We start from the raw sequence: 18,529 nt of genomic DNA on the forward strand, positions 1-18,529 counted from the left end.
CATGGGGGCTGCAATGGCCGAGACAAGAAATGATGCGTTGATCCACGATCGCGACGCCGGGATCGAACGCTTGCTGGAAATCATGCGCCGCCTGCGCGATCCGCAAACCGGATGCCCTTGGGATATCGAACAGGATTTCGACAGCATTGCCCCCTATACCATTGAAGAAGCGTATGAAGTCGCCGATGCGATCGAGCGTCGCGACTGGCCCGAGCTTGAGGGAGAGTTGGGCGATCTGCTGCTCCAGACCGTGTATCACACGGCCATAGGCGAAGAGGACGGGCGGTTCAGCTTTCAGACGGTGGTGCGCAATATCTCGGACAAGATGGTCGCGCGGCACCCGCATGTTTTCGGCGATGAAAGCCGCGATAAATCAGCCGAACAGCAGACCGCGGATTGGGAAAAGATCAAGGCGGCAGAACGCGCGGGTAAGGCCCAGGGGGGAACGCTTGACGGTGTGGCCGTTGGCCTGCCCGCGCTGCTGCGCGCCTACAAGCTGCAAAAACGGGCGGCCCGTGTCGGGTTTGACTGGCCGCAGGTCGATGATGTGATCGCCAAGATCACCGAGGAAGCGACCGAACTGGTCGAGGCGCGCGATACGCTGACCCAGGCCGAGGTGACCGAGGAATACGGGGACCTGATGTTCGTCATGGCCAATCTGGGCCGGCATCTTGGGGTCGAACCCGAAGCCGCCCTGCGCGCTGCCAACGCCAAATTCATGCGCCGCTTCAACGGTGTAGAGGCACGGTTGGCCGCACGAGGTAAATCCCCCTCGGATAGTGATCTGGCCGAGATGGATGCCTTGTGGGAGGATGTAAAACGGGCGGAACGCAGCTAGGACCGCCCGTGCCTGCTGGACAAGTCGCGGCACTTGCGGCAAGGCTCTGGCACAGCCAAGACAGGAGAGCCCATGACACCGCGCAAGATCATTATCGACACGGACCCCGGTCAGGATGACGCCGTAGCGATCCTTGTCGCTTTGGCCAGCCCCGAAGAGCTTGATGTTCTGGGGATCACCTGCGTCGCGGGCAATGTGCCGCTGGACCTCACCTCGCGCAACGCGCGGATCGTGTGCGAATTGGCAGGCAAACGGGATGTCAAAGTCTTTGCCGGATGCGACCGCCCGCTGGGCCGCGCGCTGGTCACGGCAGAGCATGTGCACGGCAAGACCGGTTTGGACGGCCCCGATTTGCCCGAGCCTACCATGCCGATGGCCGAAGGCCATGCGGTGGATTTCATCATCGACACGCTGCGCGATAACGCACCGGGCACCGTCACGCTATGCCCGCTGGGGCCGCTGACCAATATCGCCACCGCGTTGCAAAAAGCACCTGATATCGCCGATCGCATCGCCAAGATCGTGCTGATGGGCGGCGGCTATTTCGAAGGGGGCAACATCACCCCAACCGCGGAGTTCAACATCTACGTCGACCCGCAAGCGGCTGATATCGTGTTCAAATCTGGCGCTCCAATCGTTGTCATGCCGCTGGACGTTACCCATAAGGCGCTGGTGACCAAAGCGCGCAACGACGCTTTCCGCGCCCTTGGCACGCCCGTGGGCATCGCCGTGGCGGAAATGACCGATTTCTTCGAACGGTTCGACAAAGAGAAATACGGCTCTGACGGCGCGCCGCTGCATGACCCTTGCGTTACCGCCTATCTGATCAACCCCGATCTGTTCAAAGGCCGCCACATCAACGTCGAGATCGAGACAGAGTCAGAGCTTACCATGGGCATGACCGTCGCCGATTGGTGGGGCGTGACCGACCGCGCCCCCAATGCGACCTTTATGGGCGATCTGGATTCTGATGGCTTCTTTGCCCTGCTGACCGAACGGCTGGCCCGTCTATGAGCGCGGCCTTCACCCTTGCCAAGCCAGAGCATCTGGACCGTCTCGTTGCCCTCGTGGGCAGCTTTCACGCCGAGACGGGGATCGAGCAGACCGATGACGACCGCCGCAACGGGCTGGCACCTCTGCTCGAAGGCACGCCCTATGGGGTGGCCTATCTGATCGGCCCTGCCCGTGCGCCCATCGGCTATATCATCATCACCTTCGGCTGGTCGGTTGAGTTCGGCGGTCTGGACGCGATCATCGATGAAATCTACGTGCGCCCCGGCGTGCGGGGCCGTGGCATCGCGACAGAGGCATTGCTGGCCGTCCCGAATGCGCTGGCGGGCGGCGGTTTGCGCGCGATCCATCTTGAGGTAGAGCGTAGCAACGAGATCGCGCAGAAGCTTTACCACCGTGCAGGCTTTCGCCCCCGCGAAAACTATATGTTCATGTCGCGCAAATTCTGACGCGGACTGGCAAGCTGGGGCCGCGGCCCCTATATCTGCCCTATGACATTATCAGCCCCCTTCGATAACAGCTACGCGGCCTTGCCCGATGGCTTTTTCACCCGCACCACGCCTACGCCGGTGGCCGACCCCAAACTGCTGGCTTTCAACGCGCCGCTGGCCAAGACGCTGGGGATCACCCACGGATCGACCGAGGATCTGGCCTTTATCTTCAGCGGGAACGAACTGCCCGCCGGTGCCGACCCGCTGGCGCAGCTTTATGCGGGGCATCAGTTCGGGAATTACAACCCGCAGCTTGGCGATGGTCGCGCGATCCTCTTGGGCGAGGTGCTGGATGCAAAGGGCCAGCGCCGCGATATCCAGTTGAAAGGATCAGGGTGCACGCCCTATTCCCGTGGTGGCGACGGGCGCGCCTGGCTTGGGCCGGTCTTGCGCGAATATGTGGTGTCCGAGGCGATGCACGCCCTTGGCATCCCCACCACCCGCGCCTTGGCCGCTGTGCAAAGTGGCGAGGATGTCTTTCGCGAAACCGCCCTGCCCGGTGCCGTGCTGACCCGCGTCGCCGCAAGCCATCTGCGTGTGGGGACGTTTCAGGTCTTTGCCCATCGGGGCGAGGTTGAAAATCTGCGCCGCCTCACCGACTATGCGATCCAGCGGCACTACCCGCAGGCGGACGGGCCCTTGGGCCTGCTGCGCGCGGTCTGCGCAGCACAGGCGGATCTGGTCGCGGCGTGGATGTCTGTGGGCTTTATTCACGGGGTGATGAACACCGATAATTGCGCCATCTCGGGCGAGACGATTGATTACGGCCCCTGCGCCTTCATGGATGCGTTCCACCCCAACCGTGTGTTCAGCTCCATCGACCGTCAGGGGCGCTATGCCTATGCCAATCAGCCGCAGATCGTCGTGTGGAATATGGCGCAGCTTGCAACCTCGTTGTTGCAGCAGCTTGATGATCCCGAAAGCGGCGTGGCCGAGGCGACAGAGATCGTGCACGCCATGCCCGCGTTGATCGAGCAAGCCTGGCTGAGACGCTTTGCTGCCAAGATCGGGATCACGACGCCCAAGGCTGAAGATACTGCGCTGATCGATGCGCTGTTGTCGCTGATGCAAACGGATGGCGCGGATTTTACCAATGCGTTCCGCGCGCTGTCAGGCGATGATGCCGCCGGCCAGTTCACCGACCGCGCGGCCTTTGCCAACTGGCGCGACGCTTGGCAGCAGCGCATCGCGGCCGAGCCTGACCCTAAATCGGTCATGGATGCCGCCAACCCCGCCGTGATCCCGCGCAACCACCGCATAGAGGCGATGATCAACGCCGCCGTTGCCGGTGATATGGACCCGTTCCACCGGCTGATGACAGCGCTTGCCCGCCCGTACCGCGAAACCGACGCCGATCTGCACCGCGCGCCGACGACGCAGGAAATCGTGCCGGCCACCTTCTGCGGCACCTGAACGGCCAGCGGGTGGCAGGTGCCACCCGTTGTCCCACCGTCAAGCACGTCGACAAGCGGGAACCCCCGCGATCTTTTGGTTGTTTTGCACAGTAAACTGCAACAGACTTGCAGGCGATTTGACCCAAAAGGATTATCGATAATGAGCTTGATGAAAACATTGGCCAAAGTGGCGATCGGCGTGGCTGTGGCCAAAGGGGCCAGCGCCATGATGAACAAGAATAAATCCACGACCGGCAGCGCCAGCAGCGGCGGCGGACTGGGTGGATTGCTGGGCGGTCTGACCGGCGGCGGCACCGGCGGCTCGGGCGGTAATCTGCAGGATATGCTGGGCGGTCTGATGGGGGGATCGTCCGGGGCCAGCAGCGTCGGCTTGGGCGGTTTGCTGAACCAGCTTGGTGGCGGCACAGGCACCAGCACGTCTGGCAGTTCAGGCGGCCTTGGCGGGCTGCTGGGTGGGCTTGCCGGTGCCGCCGGTGCGGGTGGCTTGCTGTCCAGCCTGGGCGGTTCGAGCCAAAAAGCCCCCGAACGGCCAGAGGCAGACTTTGGCGCGGTGCTGAACTCGCAATTCGACAGCAACCCTGCCCCCGAAATCACCCCCTCGCGCGATCAGGAGGCCACCGCCGCGCTGATGATCGCCGCGATGATCCAGGCCGCGAAATCCGACGGCACTTTTGATGAGTCCGAGCGTGAAAAGCTGCTGAACCATCTGGGCGACGTGGATGCCGACGAGGCCGCATTCGTGCAAGGCCAGATGGAAGCCCCTGTGGATGTCGACGCGCTGGTCGCTCAGACCCCCGATGGCATGGGCCCGCAAATCTACGCAATGTCGCTGCTGGCGATTGATCTGGATACGCAGGAAGAGGCGCAATATCTGCACAAGCTGGCCAGCGCCTATGGGATGCAACCCGCCGCGGTGAACGAGATCCACGCGCAGATGGGGGTGCCGTCGCTTTACACCTAAAGCGGCGCGGCCTGACCACAGACGGTTGTGAAAGCCTGACCCCGAAACGGGTCAGGCTTTTGCTTTCTTGGCCTTCTTTTCCTTGGCGATTACATGCTCTGCCAGATCACGGGCGATGGCAAAGGCCCCTTTGATCTTGTCGGAATCGGTTTTCCAGTCGCGCTTGACGACGATCTTGTTCTCTTTGACCTTTGCCAGCCCGCGTTGGTCTTGAATGAAGGTGACCAACCCCTCGGGCGAGGCGAATTTGTCGTTGTGAAACTGGATCGTGACGCCCTTGGGCCCGCCATCCAGCTTGGCAATACCGGCGCGTTTACACATCGCCTTGATCCGCACGACCAGCATCAGTGTGTTCACCTCTTTCGGCAGCTTGCCGAAACGGTCGATCAGCTCGGCGGCAAAGCCTTCCAGCTCGACCTTGGTGGTCAGTTCCGACAGGCGACGGTAGAGCCCAAGCCGCACATCCAGATCAGGCACGTAATCCTCGGGGATCAGCACCGGCACGCCCAGATTGATCTGTGGTGCCCACTGCCCATCGTCGTCGATGACGCCTTCCAGCTCGCCCGACTTGATCTTGGCAATCGCGTCTTCCAGCATGGATTGATAAAGCTCGAACCCCACGTCGCGCATCTGGCCGGATTGTTCCTCGCCCAGCAGGTTGCCCGCACCGCGAATATCCAGATCCTGCGACGCCAGCGTAAAGCCTGCCCCAAGCGTGTCGAGACTGCCCAACACCCGCAAACGCTTCTCTGCCGTGGCCGTCAGCTTGGCACGGGGTTTGGTCGTCAGATAGGCATAGGCGCGGGTTTTTGATCGGCCCACCCTACCCCTGATCTGATAGAGCTGTGCCAGACCAAACATATCGGCACGGTGCACGATCATCGTGTTGGCGGTCGGGATATCCAGACCGGATTCCACAATCGTCGTGGCCAGCAGGATGTCATATTTCCCGTCGTAAAAGGCGTTCATCCGGTCGTCGAGCTCTCCGGCGGCCATCTGCCCGTGGGCAACAAGATACGTCAGCTCGGGCAGTTGCTCTTTCAGGAACGCTTCGATTTCGGGCAGATCGGTGATGCGGGGCACAACATAGAAGGACTGCCCGCCGCGATAATGTTCGCGCAACAGCGCCTCGCGCAGGGTGACGGCATCAAATTCGCTGACATAGGTGCGGATGGCCAGACGGTCGACAGGGGGCGTGCCGATGATCGACAGGTCGCGCACACCGGTCAGGCTAAGCTGCAGGGTACGCGGGATCGGCGTAGCGGTCAGGGTCAGCACGTGAATATCCGTGCGCATCGCCTTCAGACGTTCTTTGTGACCCACGCCAAAGTGTTGTTCTTCATCAATAATCAGCAGGCCGAGGTTCTTGAACTTGACCGTCTTTGCCAGCAGCGCATGGGTGCCGACGACCACATCGACAGTGCCGCGATTGATGCCGTCGCGCGTGGCTGTGGCCTCTTTCGCGGTGACAAAACGCGATAGCTGACGCACCTCAAGCGGGAATCCACGGAAGCGTTCGGCGAAGGATTTATAGTGTTGACGTGCCAGCAGGGTTGTCGGCGCAACAATCGCCACCTGCAGCCCTGACATGGCCGCGACAAAGGCGGCGCGCATGGCGACCTCTGTCTTGCCAAAGCCTACGTCGCCGCAGATCAGCCGGTCCATCGGGTTGCCGCTGGTCAGATCATCCAGCACATCCGAGATGGCATTCAACTGGTCGTCGGTCTCGGTATAGGGGAAGCGCGCGGAAAACGCGTCCCACATGCCGGGGGGCGGATCCATGACAGGCGCTTTGCGCAGCGCACGTTCGGCGGCGATGCGGATCAGCTTGTCCGCCATCTCGCGGATGCGTTCCTTGAGCTTGGCTTTCTTGGACTGCCACGCGCCACCGCCAAGCTTGTCAAGCAGCCCCTCGTCATGACCATAGCGCGACAGCAGTTCGATATTCTCGACCGGCAGATAGAGCTTCGAGCTTTCGGCGTATTCCAGCAGCAGACATTCATGGGCGGCACCGGCGGCGGTCACCACCTCCATCCCCAGATAGCGACCGACACCATGATCCACATGCACGACCAGATCGCCGGGGCTCAGCGATTGTGTCTCGGTCAAGAAATTCTCGGCCCGCCGTTTACGTTTCGGCGCGCGGATCAAGCGGTCGCCAAGGATGTCTTGTTCAGAGATGACAGTCAGTTTCGACGCGCTGCTGCCGCTTTCCCACGGGGCTTCGAACCCGTGTTCCAACGCCCAAACCGCCAGATGCAGCCCGCGTTTGCCGATGCGGGTGCCGTTCTTGATGGCGATGGTCTCGCCCATGCCTTCGTCTTCGATCAGGCCGGTCAGCCGTTCGCGCGCGCCGTCTGAATAGCTGGCGATGACCACCGGCCCTTCTTGAAGTTTTGCTTTAATATGTGCGGCCAAGGCACCGAAAAGGCTGACAGTTTCCTGTTGCCGCTCGGGCGCGAAGTTGCGCCCCAAGCGTCCACCCGCATCCAGCACATTCGGACCCGTTGGCTGTGGGAGCGGCTTGAAACTGATCACGCGTTTACCGGTCAGCGCGGTTTCCCACGCGGTGTCGGTCAGGTACAGCCCCTCGGGCGGTGCGGGCTTATAGACGCTGTCCATCTTCGACCGGTTCGCCATCGCCAGCCTGCGGGTTTCGTATTGATCCGCGATACTCTCCCACCGTGACAGACGTTGCGCGGTCAGTTGGTCGTCGAGCGTGATCGTTGCCTGCGGCACATAGTCGAACAAGGTCTCGAGCGTCTCGTGAAAGAACGACATCCAGTGTTCCGCGCCCTGATGCTTGCGCCCTGCGCTGATCGCTTCGTATAGCGGATCATCGGTGCCCGCGGCCCCGAATTCGATCCGGTAGTTCTGGCGGAAACGGGTGATAGCGCTTTCGTCAAGGATGACTTCGCTGACGGGGGCAAGCTCCACGAGCTCCAGCTTTTCTGTGGTGCGCTGCGTCACCGGATCAAAGCGGCGCGCCCCGTCCAGCGTATCGCCAAAGAGGTCCAGCCGCACGGGGCCAAGATCACCGGGCGGGAAAATGTCGATGATGCCGCCGCGGATCGCGTAGTCGCCCGGCTCGGTCACCGTCGGGCTCTGGACAAAGCCCATGCGGACAAGGAACCCGCGCAAGGCTGCCTCGTCTATCCGGTCGCCCACACGGGCCGAAAACGCGGCATCGCGCAGCACATCGCGCGCAGGCACCCGCTGGGTCGCGGCGTTCAGCGTGGTCAGCAGGATAAAACGGTCCGGCATTCCATGCACCAGTCCCGCCAGCGTCGCCATCCGCTGCGCCGAGATATCGGCATTGGGCGACACGCGGTCATAGGGCAGGCAATCCCATCCGGGGAAGACGACCACAGGCACATCCGGCGCGAAAAAGCGCAGCGCCGCCTGCATTGCCGCCATGCGTTTGTCATCGCGGGCAATATGCAACACCGGTGTGCCGTTTTTGCCCAGTTCGTTCAGCACCGCCTGTGCGTCAAAACCTTCGGGAACGCCGGACAGCGTGATTTGGGATTTCTCTGACATCAGCAGCTACCTGTATCCGATCGCGGTTTTTTCAACCGCCAAACGGACCTGTATAAAGGTTTTGGTACATGCCCCACATCGATGTGATGAAAATCGAAATCATCCCGATGATCTGGGTATAAAGACGGTGACGGTTCAGCCGTTTGATCAGGCGGTCGCCGGTGCCGGAATCCTCGCGGATCTGCTGCGCGGTCGAAACGCTCAGCACCCCTACCAGACACAGCGGAAAGGCCAGCAACAGTACGGCCTGGGCGAATTCGAACCGATAGAAAACCGCCAGCGTAAAGAGCATCGTCATGAAAAAGCAGGTGAACCCCAAAATCCAGATGCCGGACACTTGGGTGATATATAGAATACGGTTCACGTTGATGCGTGCCATATCCTCCAGGTCGACCAGCGCCTGTTCACCGTTGCGCCGCGCGCGCAGCACCATATCAAAGGGCACGCCCAAGACCCAATGGCTGGCAGAAGACCAGATCACCGCAACGGCGATCCAGTACCACAGGTTGGAAAACGACCGCATGTCGATGACTTCGAAAATTGTCTGATAGAGGGTCAAGGTGCGCTCATCTTTGAAGTGAAATCATTGTGTTCAGACGTGCTGCCCTACAATCGTCTGCCTGTCATAGCGGCGCGTTCGCGAAATTCCTAGCCTTGAGCCGTGCAAAAATACGTGGCAAGCCTTGCCCGATAGCATCTGAGGTATTTTTGCATGAGACCCCAACAAGCCCCCTTTCCCGCCACCCGCCTGCGCCGCACCCGTCAATCCGAGGGCGTCCGCGCATTGGTTCGTGAAAATGCGCTGTCTTTGGGAGATCTGATCTGGCCGGTGTTCGTGCGCAGCGGTGAGGGCGTGGAAGAGCCCGTCCCCTCCATGCCCGGCGTCTATCGGCGCAGCGTTGACAAGCTGGTCGATGCCGCGCGCGAGGCTTCTGATCTGGGGATCGGGGCGATGTGTATCTTCCCCTATACCGGTATCGAGGACCGGACAGAGGATTGCGCCGGCGCCTGGGATCCTGAAAACAACGCCAACCGCGCCCTTCGCGCGATCCGCGAGGCGGTGCCCGATATGGTCCTCATGACCGATGTCGCGCTGGACACCTATAATATCAACGGCCATGACGGCTTTGTCGAAGACGGGATCATCGTCAACGACCGCACGGTCGAGGCATTGGTCAAGATGGCGCTGGCGCAGGCCGACGCGGGGGCCGATATCATCGGGCCGTCCGATATGATGGACGGGCGCATCGCCGCGATCCGCGCGGGCCTTGAAGGGGCAAGCCATTCCGAGGTGATGATCATGAGCTACGCGGCGAAATACGCCTCGGCCTTCTATGGCCCGTTCCGCGATGCTGTCGGGGCCTCGGGGGCGCTGACCGGCGACAAGAAGACCTATCAGATGGATTACGCCAACAGCAACGAGGCGATCCGCCTGATCGAGCGTGATCTGCGCGAAGGGGCCGATATGGTCATGGTCAAACCCGGCATGCCGTATCTTGATATCTGCCACCGCGTGAAATCCGGCTTTGGGGCGCCGACCTTTGCCTATCAGGTCTCGGGTGAATACAGCATGGTGAAAGCCGCCGCCCAGAATGGCTGGATCGACGAAGACCGCGTGATGATGGAAAGCCTGATGGGGTTCAAACGTGCGGGCTGTGACGGGGTCTTGACCTATTTTGCCCCCGCCGTGGCGCGGTTGATGAACGGATAACGCGGCTTCGATGCGCAAATAACACGCCACTTGTGGCAGATCACCGCCGATTCAAGCCCTAAATTCGTGACACCCGCGGGTTTTGAGCATAAGATCGCGCAGAAACCGGATGAACCGGCACAGGCAATTACAGGCAGAAGACTATGACAAACAACACTTTCTCGCGCCGGGCTTTCGCTTTGGGTGCGATTGCAAGCGCGGGTGCCGTTGCGGCATGTGGCAACGGTGTCGGCAGCCGTGGCAGCGGGATGATCGACGCCCGCGTTGATGCGACGCTCAACGCGATGTACCGCAGCTTCCCCAACACGCGGCAACTGGCGGAAAAATCCAACGGTATGCTGATCATGCCGCTGGTGACCGAGGCCGGCCTTGGCTTTGGCGGTGCCTATGGCCGTGGTGCGCTGCGGGTGAATAATGTAACCGTGGACTATTACTCGGTCACCAAGGCGACGGGCGGCTTGCAGATCGGGGCGCAGCAATATGCGCATGTGCTGTTCTTCATGACTGAAGCCGCGCTCAGCGATTTCCGCCGCTCCCCCGGTTGGGCTGCGGGTGCCGATCTGGAATATGTCATCTCGGATCGTGGTGAAAGCGTCGAAGCGGATACCACAACCGTGCTTGCCCCCGTGCTGGCCGCCGTCTTTGGCCGCGCCGGTCTGCGTATCGGTGCCACGCTTGAAGGCACGAAATATTCGCGCATCATTCCTTGAGCAAAACGCCCGATCCGCACCATCGCGGATCGGGCAGCTTTGGGCTTAACCCAAGGCGTTCAGACGTTTGAACAGCGCCGATGTATCCCAACGTCCGCCCCCCATTTTCTGCACATCCTTATAGAATTGATCGACCAGCGCCGTGACAGGCAGGCTCGCGTCGATCTCGTTGCCGGTGTCCAGACAAATCCCCAGATCCTTGCGCATCCAGTCCACGGCAAACCCGTGGTCGAATTTATCGTCCAGCATTGTTTCGTAGCGGTTGGCCATCTGCCAGCTGCCTGCAGCACCCTGGCTGATCACCTCGACCACATCGCGCCCGTCCAATCCGGCCTTCTGGGCGAAATGCAGCGCCTCGCTCAGGCCCTGCACCAGACCGGCAATGGCAATCTGGTTGCACATCTTGGTCATCTGGCCGGCACCACTGTCGCCAAGGCGACGGCAGATCTTGGCGTAAACCTCCATCACGGGCAGCGCGCGATCAAAAGCACCGGAATCGCCACCGCACATGATGGACAGCTGGCCATTCTCTGCCCCCGCCTGCCCGCCGGAAATCGGCGCATCGACAAAGCTGATCTGGCGCGCATCCGCCGCCGCGTGCAATTCGCGCGTCACCGCGGCCGACACCGTGGTGTGATCGACAAAAATGGTGCCCTCGCCCATTCCGGCAAAAGCGCCGTCGTCGCCAACGCAGACGGAGCGCAGATCGTCATCATTGCCGACGCAGGAAAAAACGATTTCTGCTCCTTCAGCGGCGGCTTTGGGCGTCTCTGCCATCTTGCCACCGTGGGTTTCTGCCCAAGCGCGCGCCTTCTCTGTGGTGCGGTTGTACACGGTCACGTCATGCCCCGCTTTTTGCAGATGCGCGGCCATTGGCGCGCCCATCACGCCCAATCCCAAAAATGCGAGCTTTGCCATCGTCTTTTCCTTGTCATTCAGTTGCGCTATTGCCTGAGAGGAACCTATCACCCTGCGCGCATTGGTCAATCGCGCGTAGATATACCCAGGAGCGTGACATGGCAGTGGTTTTTCGGTGGCTGATGCGAATTGCAACGCTCTTGGTGGTGCTGGCGGTGATTGGTGTCGGCGGTGCCTATTGGCTGGCCTCGCGGTCGCTGCCAGACTACGACGATACGGTCCGCGTGCCCAACCTCGGGGCCGAGGTGGAGATCGTGCGCGACAACGCCAATGTGCCGCATATCTTCGGGGAAAGTGACCAAGATGTGTTCTACGGGCTGGGCTTTGCCCATGCGCAGGACCGTCTGTGGCAGATGATCACCATGCGCCGCACAGTCCAAGGCCGCCTGTCCGAGGTTTTCGGCACCACGACCGTCCGTATCGACCGCCTGCTGCGCCGCTTTGATCTTTATACCTTGTCGGTGCAATCGCTTCAGGCGCTCGACCCCAAGACCCGCGCAGCGCTGGATGCCTATGCCGCCGGGGTGAATGCCCGGCTGGATCAGATCAACACCGAAGCCCTGGGTCGCGGTGCCCCCGAAATGCTGCTGTTTGATGCCCCTGTCGCCCCCTGGCGCGCCGCGGATTCCGTCGCGCTGGTCAAGTTGATGGCCTTGCAGCTGTCGGGGCATCTGGATGCCGAGGTCAAGCGCGCCCGCACCTCGCTGGCGCTGCCCGATCAAAAGCGCCTGTCCGATATCCTGCCTGACGCCCCCGGCAGTGGTATCGCCGCCCTGCCCGAATATGCGCAGCTGGCCCCCGGCCTGCCGCAGTTCGCTGCCAATATCCCGCTTGATCCCTCGCCGCTGTCGCCGTTCAAATCTTTTGATCTGGCAGGTGCCTCCAACGCTTGGGCTGCCGCACGGGATCGCTCTGCCTCGGGCGGGACGCTGATCGCCAATGACCCGCATCTGGGCTTCACCGCGCCGACCATCTGGTACCTCGCGCGGCTCGAGTTGCAATCGGGCGGTGTCATCGGCGGCACGATCCCCGGTATCCCCGTGGTGCTGACAGGGCGCAGCAGCGCGCTTGGCTGGGGGATCACCTCGTCCTATGCCGACGATCAGGACGTCTATATCGAAGAGCTGAACCCCGACAACAGCGAGGAATACCGCACCCCCGACGGGTTCAAGAAATTCGCCAAACGCGCGTCGATCATCACGGTCAAGGATGCCGATCCGATCACCCTGACCCTGCGCTGGACCGACAATGGGCCGGTGCTTCCCGGCAGCCACTATAACCTTGCCGCGATCACCCCGCCCGGTCATGTCGCCGCGCTGAACTGGACCGCGCTGGACCCCGCCGATACCTCGATCGCCGCGGCCATGCAGCTGATGGAGGCCAAGACCGTCGAGGAAGGGATCACCGCGGGCGAGGCCTATATCGCGCCGTCGCAAAACCTGACGCTGGTGGATGTGAATACCATCGCGATGAAAACCATCGGCGCGCTGCCCGCCCGCGACGCCGCGCATCAAAGCCAGGGGCGCATGCCCACACCGGGCTGGATCGCCGCGAACCGCTGGCAGGGCCGCCTGCCCTATAGCGCAAACCCCGAATTCCTGTCGCCCCGCGGCGGGATTATCGGCAATACCAACAACAAGACGGTGGACCGCCCCTTCCCCAACCACGTGTCCTTCCTTTGGGGCGATACGCAACGCATCCAACGGTGGCGCAATCTGATGCAGCGCCGTCAGGTGCACACGCGCGACAGCTTTATCGAGGCGCAGCTGGATACGGTCAGCTTCACCGCACGCTCTCTGCTACCGCTGATCGGGGCCGAGCTTTGGTTCACCGGCGAAACCGCGCCCGAAGGCACGTCTGAGCGCCAACGCCAACGCGCGCTGACCCTGCTTGCCGGCTGGTCGGGCGAGATGAACGAACATCTGCCCGAACCGTTGATCTATGCCGCCTGGCTGCGCGCCTTGCAGCAACGGCTGATCCAGGACGAGCTGGGGGCCCTGGCGGAGGAATTCGATCATGTCGATCCGCTGTTCATCGAACGTGTTTTCCGCGATGTGGACGGTGCGGCCGCATGGTGCGACGTGCTGCAATCCGCCCCGAAAGAGACCTGCCCCGACATGGCCCGCATGGCGCTGGACGATGCGCTGATCTGGATCAACGAGACATGGGGCACCCAGCTGGAATCCCTGCGGTGGGGCGACGCACACCAAGCCACCCACGACCACCAGACCTTGGGCGAAGTCCCCGTGTTGCGCTACTTCATGAACATCCGCCAATCGACCTCGGGCGGTGACAACACTTTGCTGCGTGGCCGCACCCGTGGCACGGGGCCGGACCCTTTCGCCAATGTCCACGGCGCAGGCTTCCGCGGGGTTTATGACTTCGCCGATCCGGATTCATCGGTGTTCATCACCTCGACGGGCCAATCGGGCCACTTCCTGTCGCATCACTACGACGATCTGGCACAGCTCTGGCGGCGCGGCGAATACATCCCCATGTCGCTGGACGAAGAGCTCGCCCGCGCCGCCCCCGTCGGCATCACCAAGCTGATACCGGAGGCAGAATGAACCGCGTGATCCTTTTCAACAAACCCTTTGGCGTCTTGTCCCAATTTACCGACAAGGGCACCGAAGGCTCGCCGCGCCCGACCCTGTCGGCCTATATCGATGAAAAAGGCTTCTACCCCGCCGGACGGCTGGACCGCGACAGCGAAGGGCTGATGGTGCTGACCGACAGCGGCCCGCTGCAAGCCCGTATCTCGCATCCGAAATATAAACTGGCCAAAACCTATTGGGTGCAGGTCGAAGGCACGCCGGATGAACAAGCCCTCGCCGCTTTGCGCAGCGGTGTCACGCTCAAAGACGGCAAGACCGCCCCCGCCAAGGCGCGGCTGATGGACCCGCCCGACCCTCTGTGGGACCGCGACCCGCCAGTGCGGTTTCGCAAATCCGTCCCTGATGCCTGGCTCGAGATCACGATCACCGAAGGTCGCAACCGTCAGGTGCGGCGCATGACGGCCCATGTCGGCCTGCCAACACTCCGCCTGATCCGCGCGCGCGTCGGCGACTGGGAATTACACAAGCTCCAACCCGGCGCATGGCGCTTCTCATCCGAGCTTGGCCGCTAATTCCAAATGGCCCAATATCCCGGGGGGCGGCCAAAGGCCGGGGGGCTGGCCCCCCTTTTCCCCGACGCCTGAACCGTCAGGAAAATACCCGCGTGCCCCAGACCCCCAACGTGGCAGAGGTCCCGGTCAGCACCACCCCCCAAGAGAAATCCGTCGCCACCATCTGCGGTGTCCAGTCTTTCAACGTCGCGAGGTTGGTGAACTCATAGGTGCCATACCCCAAGGCCCCGATCAGCGCCGCATTGCCAAAGACCCACAGCAAGGATTTATCCTGTGCCACCGCGGGCCAGCTGACGAAATACAGCAGCACAGCAATATAGAAGGCATAGAAGACAAAGGCGGGCAGCAGCCGGAACTGGTCTAGCAGCAAGGGGCCGATATCGCGGCTGAAAACCGGTTTGATCAGATAGCTCAGGCCCAGAAAGTCGAGCCCCAGAAAGATCGCGAATGTCAGTACATAAAGAATAATCAAAGTCATCGGGGGCTCCTGAAAAATCAACGCTCCCCAATCATATGCAGCAGCGCCCGGAAAAGGCGACTTTTCCGGGCGTTTTTTATCTTATTTCAATTGGTCCCGAAAACCGCCGGCCTTACAGCCGCTGGTATTGCGCTTCTTGCTGTGCCGACCAACGCACGATCAAGTTAAACCCGTCTTCGGTTTGGGTTTCCTCGATCACGACGTCCTGTTCGAACAGCCAGGCGCGTTTCTTGCCGTCGGCAAAGGCCAGCGTCAGCTCGGCTTCACGCACCGCACCTTGCAGCGCTTCGGCGATGACCGCTTGCAACTCGTCCAACCCCTCGCCCGTGATGGCAGAGATGGCAAGAACACTGTCGTCGCGCTGCGCACGGGCGCGTACGGCGGCGGCTCGGTCCTCATCCAACTGGTCGAGCTTGTTCCAGACCTCGAAGCTGCGCGTATCCTTGGGCACGCCCAAGGACGTCAGGATATCGCGCACATTGCGTGCCTGACTTTCCGTCTCTGCATGAGAGATATCGCGCACGTGGCAGATGATATCGGCGGCCAGAACCTCTTCCAGTGTGGCGCGGAAGGCGGCGACCAGTTCCGTCGGCAGGTCAGAGATGAAGCCCACGGTGTCGCTTAGAATGATCTCTGGCCCGTCGGGCAGCACAAGGCTGCGCATGGTCGGGTCCAGCGTGGCAAACAACATGTCTTTCGCCATCACATCGGCACCGGTCATCCGGTTGAACAACGTCGATTTGCCTGCGTTGGTATAGCCCACCAGCGCCACGATGGGGAATGGTACCTTGGCACGCGCGGCGCGGTGCAGGGCGCGAGTCTTGACGACCTTGTCCAACTGTCGGCGCAAGCGCACCAGTTGTTCGTCAATGGCGCGGCGGTCCGATTCAATCTGGGTTTCGCCGGGGCCCCCGACAAAGCCCAAACCACCCCTTTGACGTTCAAGGTGGGTCCAGGCACGGACCAGACGCGTGCGCTGGTAGTTCAGCGCAGCCATTTCGACCTGCAGCACCCCTTCGCGGGTGGCGGCGCGGTCGCTGAAAATCTCGAGGATCAGACCGGTACGGTCAAGCAGTTTGACGCCCCAAGCTTTTTCAAGGTTGCGCTGCTGGACCGGCGTCACTGGTCCATCGACCAGCACCAGTTCAACCTCGGCCTCTTCAAAGACAAGCCGAAGCTCCTCGATCTTGCCAGAGCCGAACAGCATGCCCGCGCTGACGGTGCGCAGGGGCACGATATTGGCCCCTTCCACGTCCAGATGCGGCAGGGCACGGGCCAAGGCAACGGCTTCCGCCAAGGCGGGCTCCGCGATGCGGCGGTCATTGTCTGACTTGATGTCAGGGTGAATCACCCAAGCCCGGGTACGCTTCGGGCCTGCGGTGTCATCAATTTGAAACGGAGGACGGCTCAATTAGCGTCTTCACCCTCGTATAGCGAGATCGGCGTGCTTGGCATGATCGTGGAAATCGCATGTTTGTACACAAGCTGCGATTGGCCATCACGGCGCAGAAGAACACAGAAATTGTCAAACCATGTGATGACGCCTTGCAGCTTCACACCGTTGATCAGGAAAATCGTTACCGGCACCTTTGTCTTGCGCACATGGTTCAGGAATGCGTCTTGCAGGTTTTGTCGGTCAGCCGCCATTGTTGGTCTCGCTCTTATTCTTGCTGTTGTTCTTGCTGGCAACCGCGGATCGGTTCACCCCTTCGGAAGACTATGAAGACCCGCGCACAGAGTTTCCACCCCAAAATGTCAGAACTGTTGCGCGCAAAGCCGCATCCCGTGTCACGCGCGCCACAGATCAGGGGTGAGCAGCGCAATAATCGCCAAAGTTTCCAGCCGCCCCAGCACCATCGCCGCGCATAGGATCATCTTGGCCCCGTCGCCGAGCTGGATCAACGCGATGGGGGCATCGGCGGCAAACTCCATCAACGGGCCGGTTGTCGCCAATGTGGCCACCGACATCACCAGCGCATCGGCAAAGGGCGCGCCGACGAAGGTCAGCAGCAGGGTCACCCCCGCCAGCGACAGGGCGAAAAGCATAAAGAAGATCCAGGCGATGAACGCCCCGTTGCTTTGCAGCCGCCGCCCCGCTTGACCGGCACCTGAAACAGAGTGCGGATGGACCAGCCGTTCCATCTCGCGGACGCCATTGCGATACAGCGCAAAGACCCGCAGCAGCTTGACCCCTCCGGCCGTGGTCGCCACCCCGCCACCGATCAGCGCCAGCCCCATGAGGATCAGCCCCGGCGTCTCGAGCCCCGACCAGCTTTGCGCTTCGGCCCAGGACGCGCTGACAAATCCGGTGGTGGTCAGAAAGGAGGTGACCGTGAACATGGCGCCCCAGAAGGCGCTGCCGGTCTCAAGCGCTTCGGCGCTGGCATCTACATCGAAAGCGCCAAGGAAATGGCGCACGAACAGCACCACAGGCACGCCGAGGATCAGCGCCAGCCCCATGCGGAATTCCGGATCGGTAAAGAGCCCCCCTTGCGTCGCCGTCACCGTGTCTTTGGAGAATGTCAGCCGCGACAGCGCGAACAGCATGAACAGCATCATCATCGCCTCGGCCCCGAAACCGACACCGGTGTCATGCGTTCCCCCAAGTGGCGAGATGCCCGAGGTCGCCAGCACCGACATGGCATGGCACAGCGCGACCAGCGATCGATCTCCGTTGGCCAGCAGCAGCAGCCACAGCATCAGCGTCAGCGCCAGATAGGTCGGCGTCAGCGCCGCCGCGGACCTGAGCAACCGTTGGCGCGGGTCGATCTGGCCCATATTGCTGCGGCGTTCGTCCGGGTTGCCGGGTTCGGCCTGCGAAGTCACCTCGAATCCGCCAAGGTGTAAGGGGGCCAGAATGGCCGAGGCCGCGATCCACATCAGCAGGCCACCCATCCAGGCGACCTGCGCGCGCCACAGATGAAGCGTGTCACTGATCCGCCCGGGATCATCGAACAGCGTCGCGCCGGTCGTGGTGATCGCGCTGACCATATCGAAATAGGCGTGCAGGAACCGCGTGGTCGGCAGGGCCTCAAGAAACGGGATCGCCAACAGCGCGGGCAAAAAGACAAAGCTTGAAAACAGCGACATCAACGGCCCCAAGGCCCCGTGCCGCGCGCGCCGTCCGGCATGGGCGACCGCAATCAGGGTAAAGATAATCACCCCCAGCAGCCCCGAATAGAAAAACGCCCGCGATGCCAGATGGTCTTGGGTGGTCAGCGCAAAGATCGCCGGAAAGATCGTCGAGGCGCTGAACACACCGAAAATCAGCAAGAACAGCGGCAGTTCAAGGATCTCGCGGCGGATATAGGATTTGCGTCTCACGTGTG

16 protein-coding genes are annotated in these 18,529 nt (G+C 61.6%); 9 read left to right on the plus strand and 7 right to left on the minus strand.

Translation table 11 applies throughout. The features are described 5' to 3' along the window. Positions 1–13 precede the first annotated feature (13 nt). The 5 genes from mazG (at position 14) to IV89_RS08915 (ending at position 4,716) form a co-directional block, all read left to right on the plus strand. Positions 14–838 (plus strand): nucleoside triphosphate pyrophosphohydrolase, encoded by an 825-nt coding sequence (gene mazG, locus IV89_RS08895; RefSeq protein ID WP_037944269.1) that lies wholly within the window; start codon positions 14–16, stop codon positions 836–838. A gap of 72 nt (positions 839–910) precedes the next feature. Further along, positions 911–1,852 (plus strand): nucleoside hydrolase, encoded by a 942-nt coding sequence (locus IV89_RS08900; RefSeq protein WP_009824603.1) that lies wholly within the window; start codon positions 911–913, stop codon positions 1,850–1,852. After that, positions 1,849–2,298, plus strand: a complete 450-nt coding sequence (locus IV89_RS08905) for a GNAT family N-acetyltransferase (RefSeq protein WP_005853523.1) — start codon at positions 1,849–1,851, stop codon at positions 2,296–2,298. Before IV89_RS08900 ends, IV89_RS08905 begins: the two co-directional genes overlap by 4 nt. Before the next feature lie 42 nt (positions 2,299–2,340). Then, a complete protein-coding gene (locus tag IV89_RS08910) occupies positions 2,341–3,753 on the plus strand; it encodes a protein adenylyltransferase SelO (RefSeq protein ID WP_037944267.1) in 1,413 nt (470 codons plus the stop codon). A gap of 141 nt (positions 3,754–3,894) precedes the next feature. Beyond that, a complete protein-coding gene (locus IV89_RS08915; RefSeq protein ID WP_037944266.1) occupies positions 3,895–4,716 on the plus strand; it encodes a DUF533 domain-containing protein in 822 nt (273 codons plus the stop codon). 51 nt (positions 4,717–4,767) lie between these two features. On the opposite strand, the gene mfd is transcribed toward IV89_RS08915, so the two are convergent. Together mfd and IV89_RS08925 are read right to left on the minus strand one after the other, a co-directional pair. After that, a complete protein-coding gene (gene mfd, locus IV89_RS08920; RefSeq protein WP_037944265.1) occupies positions 4,768–8,256 on the minus strand; it encodes a transcription-repair coupling factor in 3,489 nt (1,162 codons plus the stop codon). Positions 8,257–8,287: 31 nt separating this feature from the next. Beyond that, positions 8,288–8,815 carry a hypothetical protein gene (locus IV89_RS08925; RefSeq protein ID WP_005853514.1) on the minus strand — a complete coding sequence of 176 codons (528 nt, stop codon included), beginning with the start codon at positions 8,813–8,815 and terminating at the stop codon, positions 8,288–8,290. 153 nt (positions 8,816–8,968) lie between these two features. On the opposite strand from IV89_RS08925, the gene hemB reads away from it, so the two are divergent. Together hemB and IV89_RS08935 are read left to right on the plus strand one after the other, a co-directional pair. Continuing rightward, entirely contained in the window at positions 8,969–9,967 is a 999-nt protein-coding gene (hemB, locus tag IV89_RS08930; RefSeq protein ID WP_037944264.1) for a porphobilinogen synthase, read from the plus strand. Between the two features lie 143 nt (positions 9,968–10,110). After that, positions 10,111–10,677, plus strand: coding sequence for a YSC84-related protein (locus IV89_RS08935; RefSeq protein ID WP_005853509.1), 567 nt, complete (start codon positions 10,111–10,113; stop codon positions 10,675–10,677). 45 nt (positions 10,678–10,722) lie between these two features. On the opposite strand, the gene IV89_RS08940 is transcribed toward IV89_RS08935, so the two are convergent. Next, entirely contained in the window at positions 10,723–11,595 is an 873-nt protein-coding gene (locus IV89_RS08940; protein ID WP_037944263.1) for an NAD(P)-dependent oxidoreductase, read from the minus strand. 98 nt (positions 11,596–11,693) lie between these two features. On the opposite strand from IV89_RS08940, the gene IV89_RS08945 reads away from it, so the two are divergent. Both IV89_RS08945 and IV89_RS08950 read left to right on the plus strand, forming a co-directional pair. After that, positions 11,694–14,162 carry a penicillin acylase family protein gene (locus tag IV89_RS08945; RefSeq protein WP_009824597.1) on the plus strand — a complete coding sequence of 823 codons (2,469 nt, stop codon included), beginning with the start codon at positions 11,694–11,696 and terminating at the stop codon, positions 14,160–14,162. Further along, positions 14,159–14,722: a pseudouridine synthase gene (locus IV89_RS08950; protein WP_037944262.1), complete on the plus strand. Its 564-nt coding sequence runs from the start codon at positions 14,159–14,161 to the stop codon at positions 14,720–14,722. The genes IV89_RS08945 and IV89_RS08950 overlap by 4 nt, the downstream gene beginning before the upstream one ends. 76 nt (positions 14,723–14,798) lie before the next feature. On the opposite strand, the gene IV89_RS08955 is transcribed toward IV89_RS08950, so the two are convergent. The 4 genes from IV89_RS08955 to IV89_RS08970 all read right to left on the minus strand — a co-directional run bounded on the left by IV89_RS08955 (position 14,799) and on the right by IV89_RS08970 (position 18,524). Continuing rightward, positions 14,799–15,200, minus strand: coding sequence for a DUF2177 family protein (locus tag IV89_RS08955; RefSeq protein WP_037944261.1), 402 nt, complete (start codon positions 15,198–15,200; stop codon positions 14,799–14,801). 112 nt (positions 15,201–15,312) lie between these two features. Continuing rightward, on the minus strand, positions 15,313–16,551 hold the full coding sequence (gene hflX / locus IV89_RS08960; protein WP_037945022.1) for a GTPase HflX: 1,239 nt from the start codon (positions 16,549–16,551) through the stop codon (positions 15,313–15,315). A gap of 56 nt (positions 16,552–16,607) precedes the next feature. Next, complete coding sequence (gene hfq, locus IV89_RS08965; RefSeq protein ID WP_005853497.1) at positions 16,608–16,847, minus strand: RNA chaperone Hfq; 240 nt, start codon at positions 16,845–16,847, stop codon at positions 16,608–16,610. 141 nt (positions 16,848–16,988) lie between these two features. Beyond that, a complete protein-coding gene (locus tag IV89_RS08970) occupies positions 16,989–18,524 on the minus strand; it encodes a potassium transporter TrkG (RefSeq protein WP_005853496.1) in 1,536 nt (511 codons plus the stop codon). Positions 18,525–18,529: the final 5 nt, after the last annotated feature.

This window comes from Sulfitobacter sp. CB2047, assembly GCF_000735125.2.
Taxonomy (GTDB): Bacteria; Pseudomonadota; Alphaproteobacteria; order Rhodobacterales; family Rhodobacteraceae; genus Sulfitobacter; species Sulfitobacter pontiacus.

Excerpts from the sequence above, each read along its gene's own strand:
- mazG (WP_037944269.1), top strand. The coding sequence starts at position 14 with ATGGCCGAGACAAGAAATGATGCGTTGATCCACGATCGCGACGCCGGG.
- IV89_RS08900 (WP_009824603.1), top strand. The coding sequence starts at position 911 with ATGACACCGCGCAAGATCATTATCGACACGGACCCCGGTCAGGATGAC.
- IV89_RS08905 (WP_005853523.1), top strand. The coding sequence starts at position 1,849 with ATGAGCGCGGCCTTCACCCTTGCCAAGCCAGAGCATCTGGACCGTCTC.
- IV89_RS08910 (WP_037944267.1), top strand. The coding sequence starts at position 2,341 with ATGACATTATCAGCCCCCTTCGATAACAGCTACGCGGCCTTGCCCGAT.
- IV89_RS08915 (WP_037944266.1), top strand. The coding sequence starts at position 3,895 with ATGAGCTTGATGAAAACATTGGCCAAAGTGGCGATCGGCGTGGCTGTG.
- mfd (WP_037944265.1), bottom strand. The coding sequence starts at position 8,256 with ATGTCAGAGAAATCCCAAATCACGCTGTCCGGCGTTCCCGAAGGTTTT.
- hemB (WP_037944264.1), top strand. The coding sequence starts at position 8,969 with ATGAGACCCCAACAAGCCCCCTTTCCCGCCACCCGCCTGCGCCGCACC.
- IV89_RS08935 (WP_005853509.1), top strand. The coding sequence starts at position 10,111 with ATGACAAACAACACTTTCTCGCGCCGGGCTTTCGCTTTGGGTGCGATT.
- IV89_RS08940 (WP_037944263.1), bottom strand. The coding sequence starts at position 11,595 with ATGGCAAAGCTCGCATTTTTGGGATTGGGCGTGATGGGCGCGCCAATG.
- IV89_RS08945 (WP_009824597.1), top strand. The coding sequence starts at position 11,694 with ATGGCAGTGGTTTTTCGGTGGCTGATGCGAATTGCAACGCTCTTGGTG.
- IV89_RS08950 (WP_037944262.1), top strand. The coding sequence starts at position 14,159 with ATGAACCGCGTGATCCTTTTCAACAAACCCTTTGGCGTCTTGTCCCAA.
- IV89_RS08955 (WP_037944261.1), bottom strand. The coding sequence starts at position 15,200 with ATGACTTTGATTATTCTTTATGTACTGACATTCGCGATCTTTCTGGGG.
- hfq (WP_005853497.1), bottom strand. The coding sequence starts at position 16,847 with ATGGCGGCTGACCGACAAAACCTGCAAGACGCATTCCTGAACCATGTG.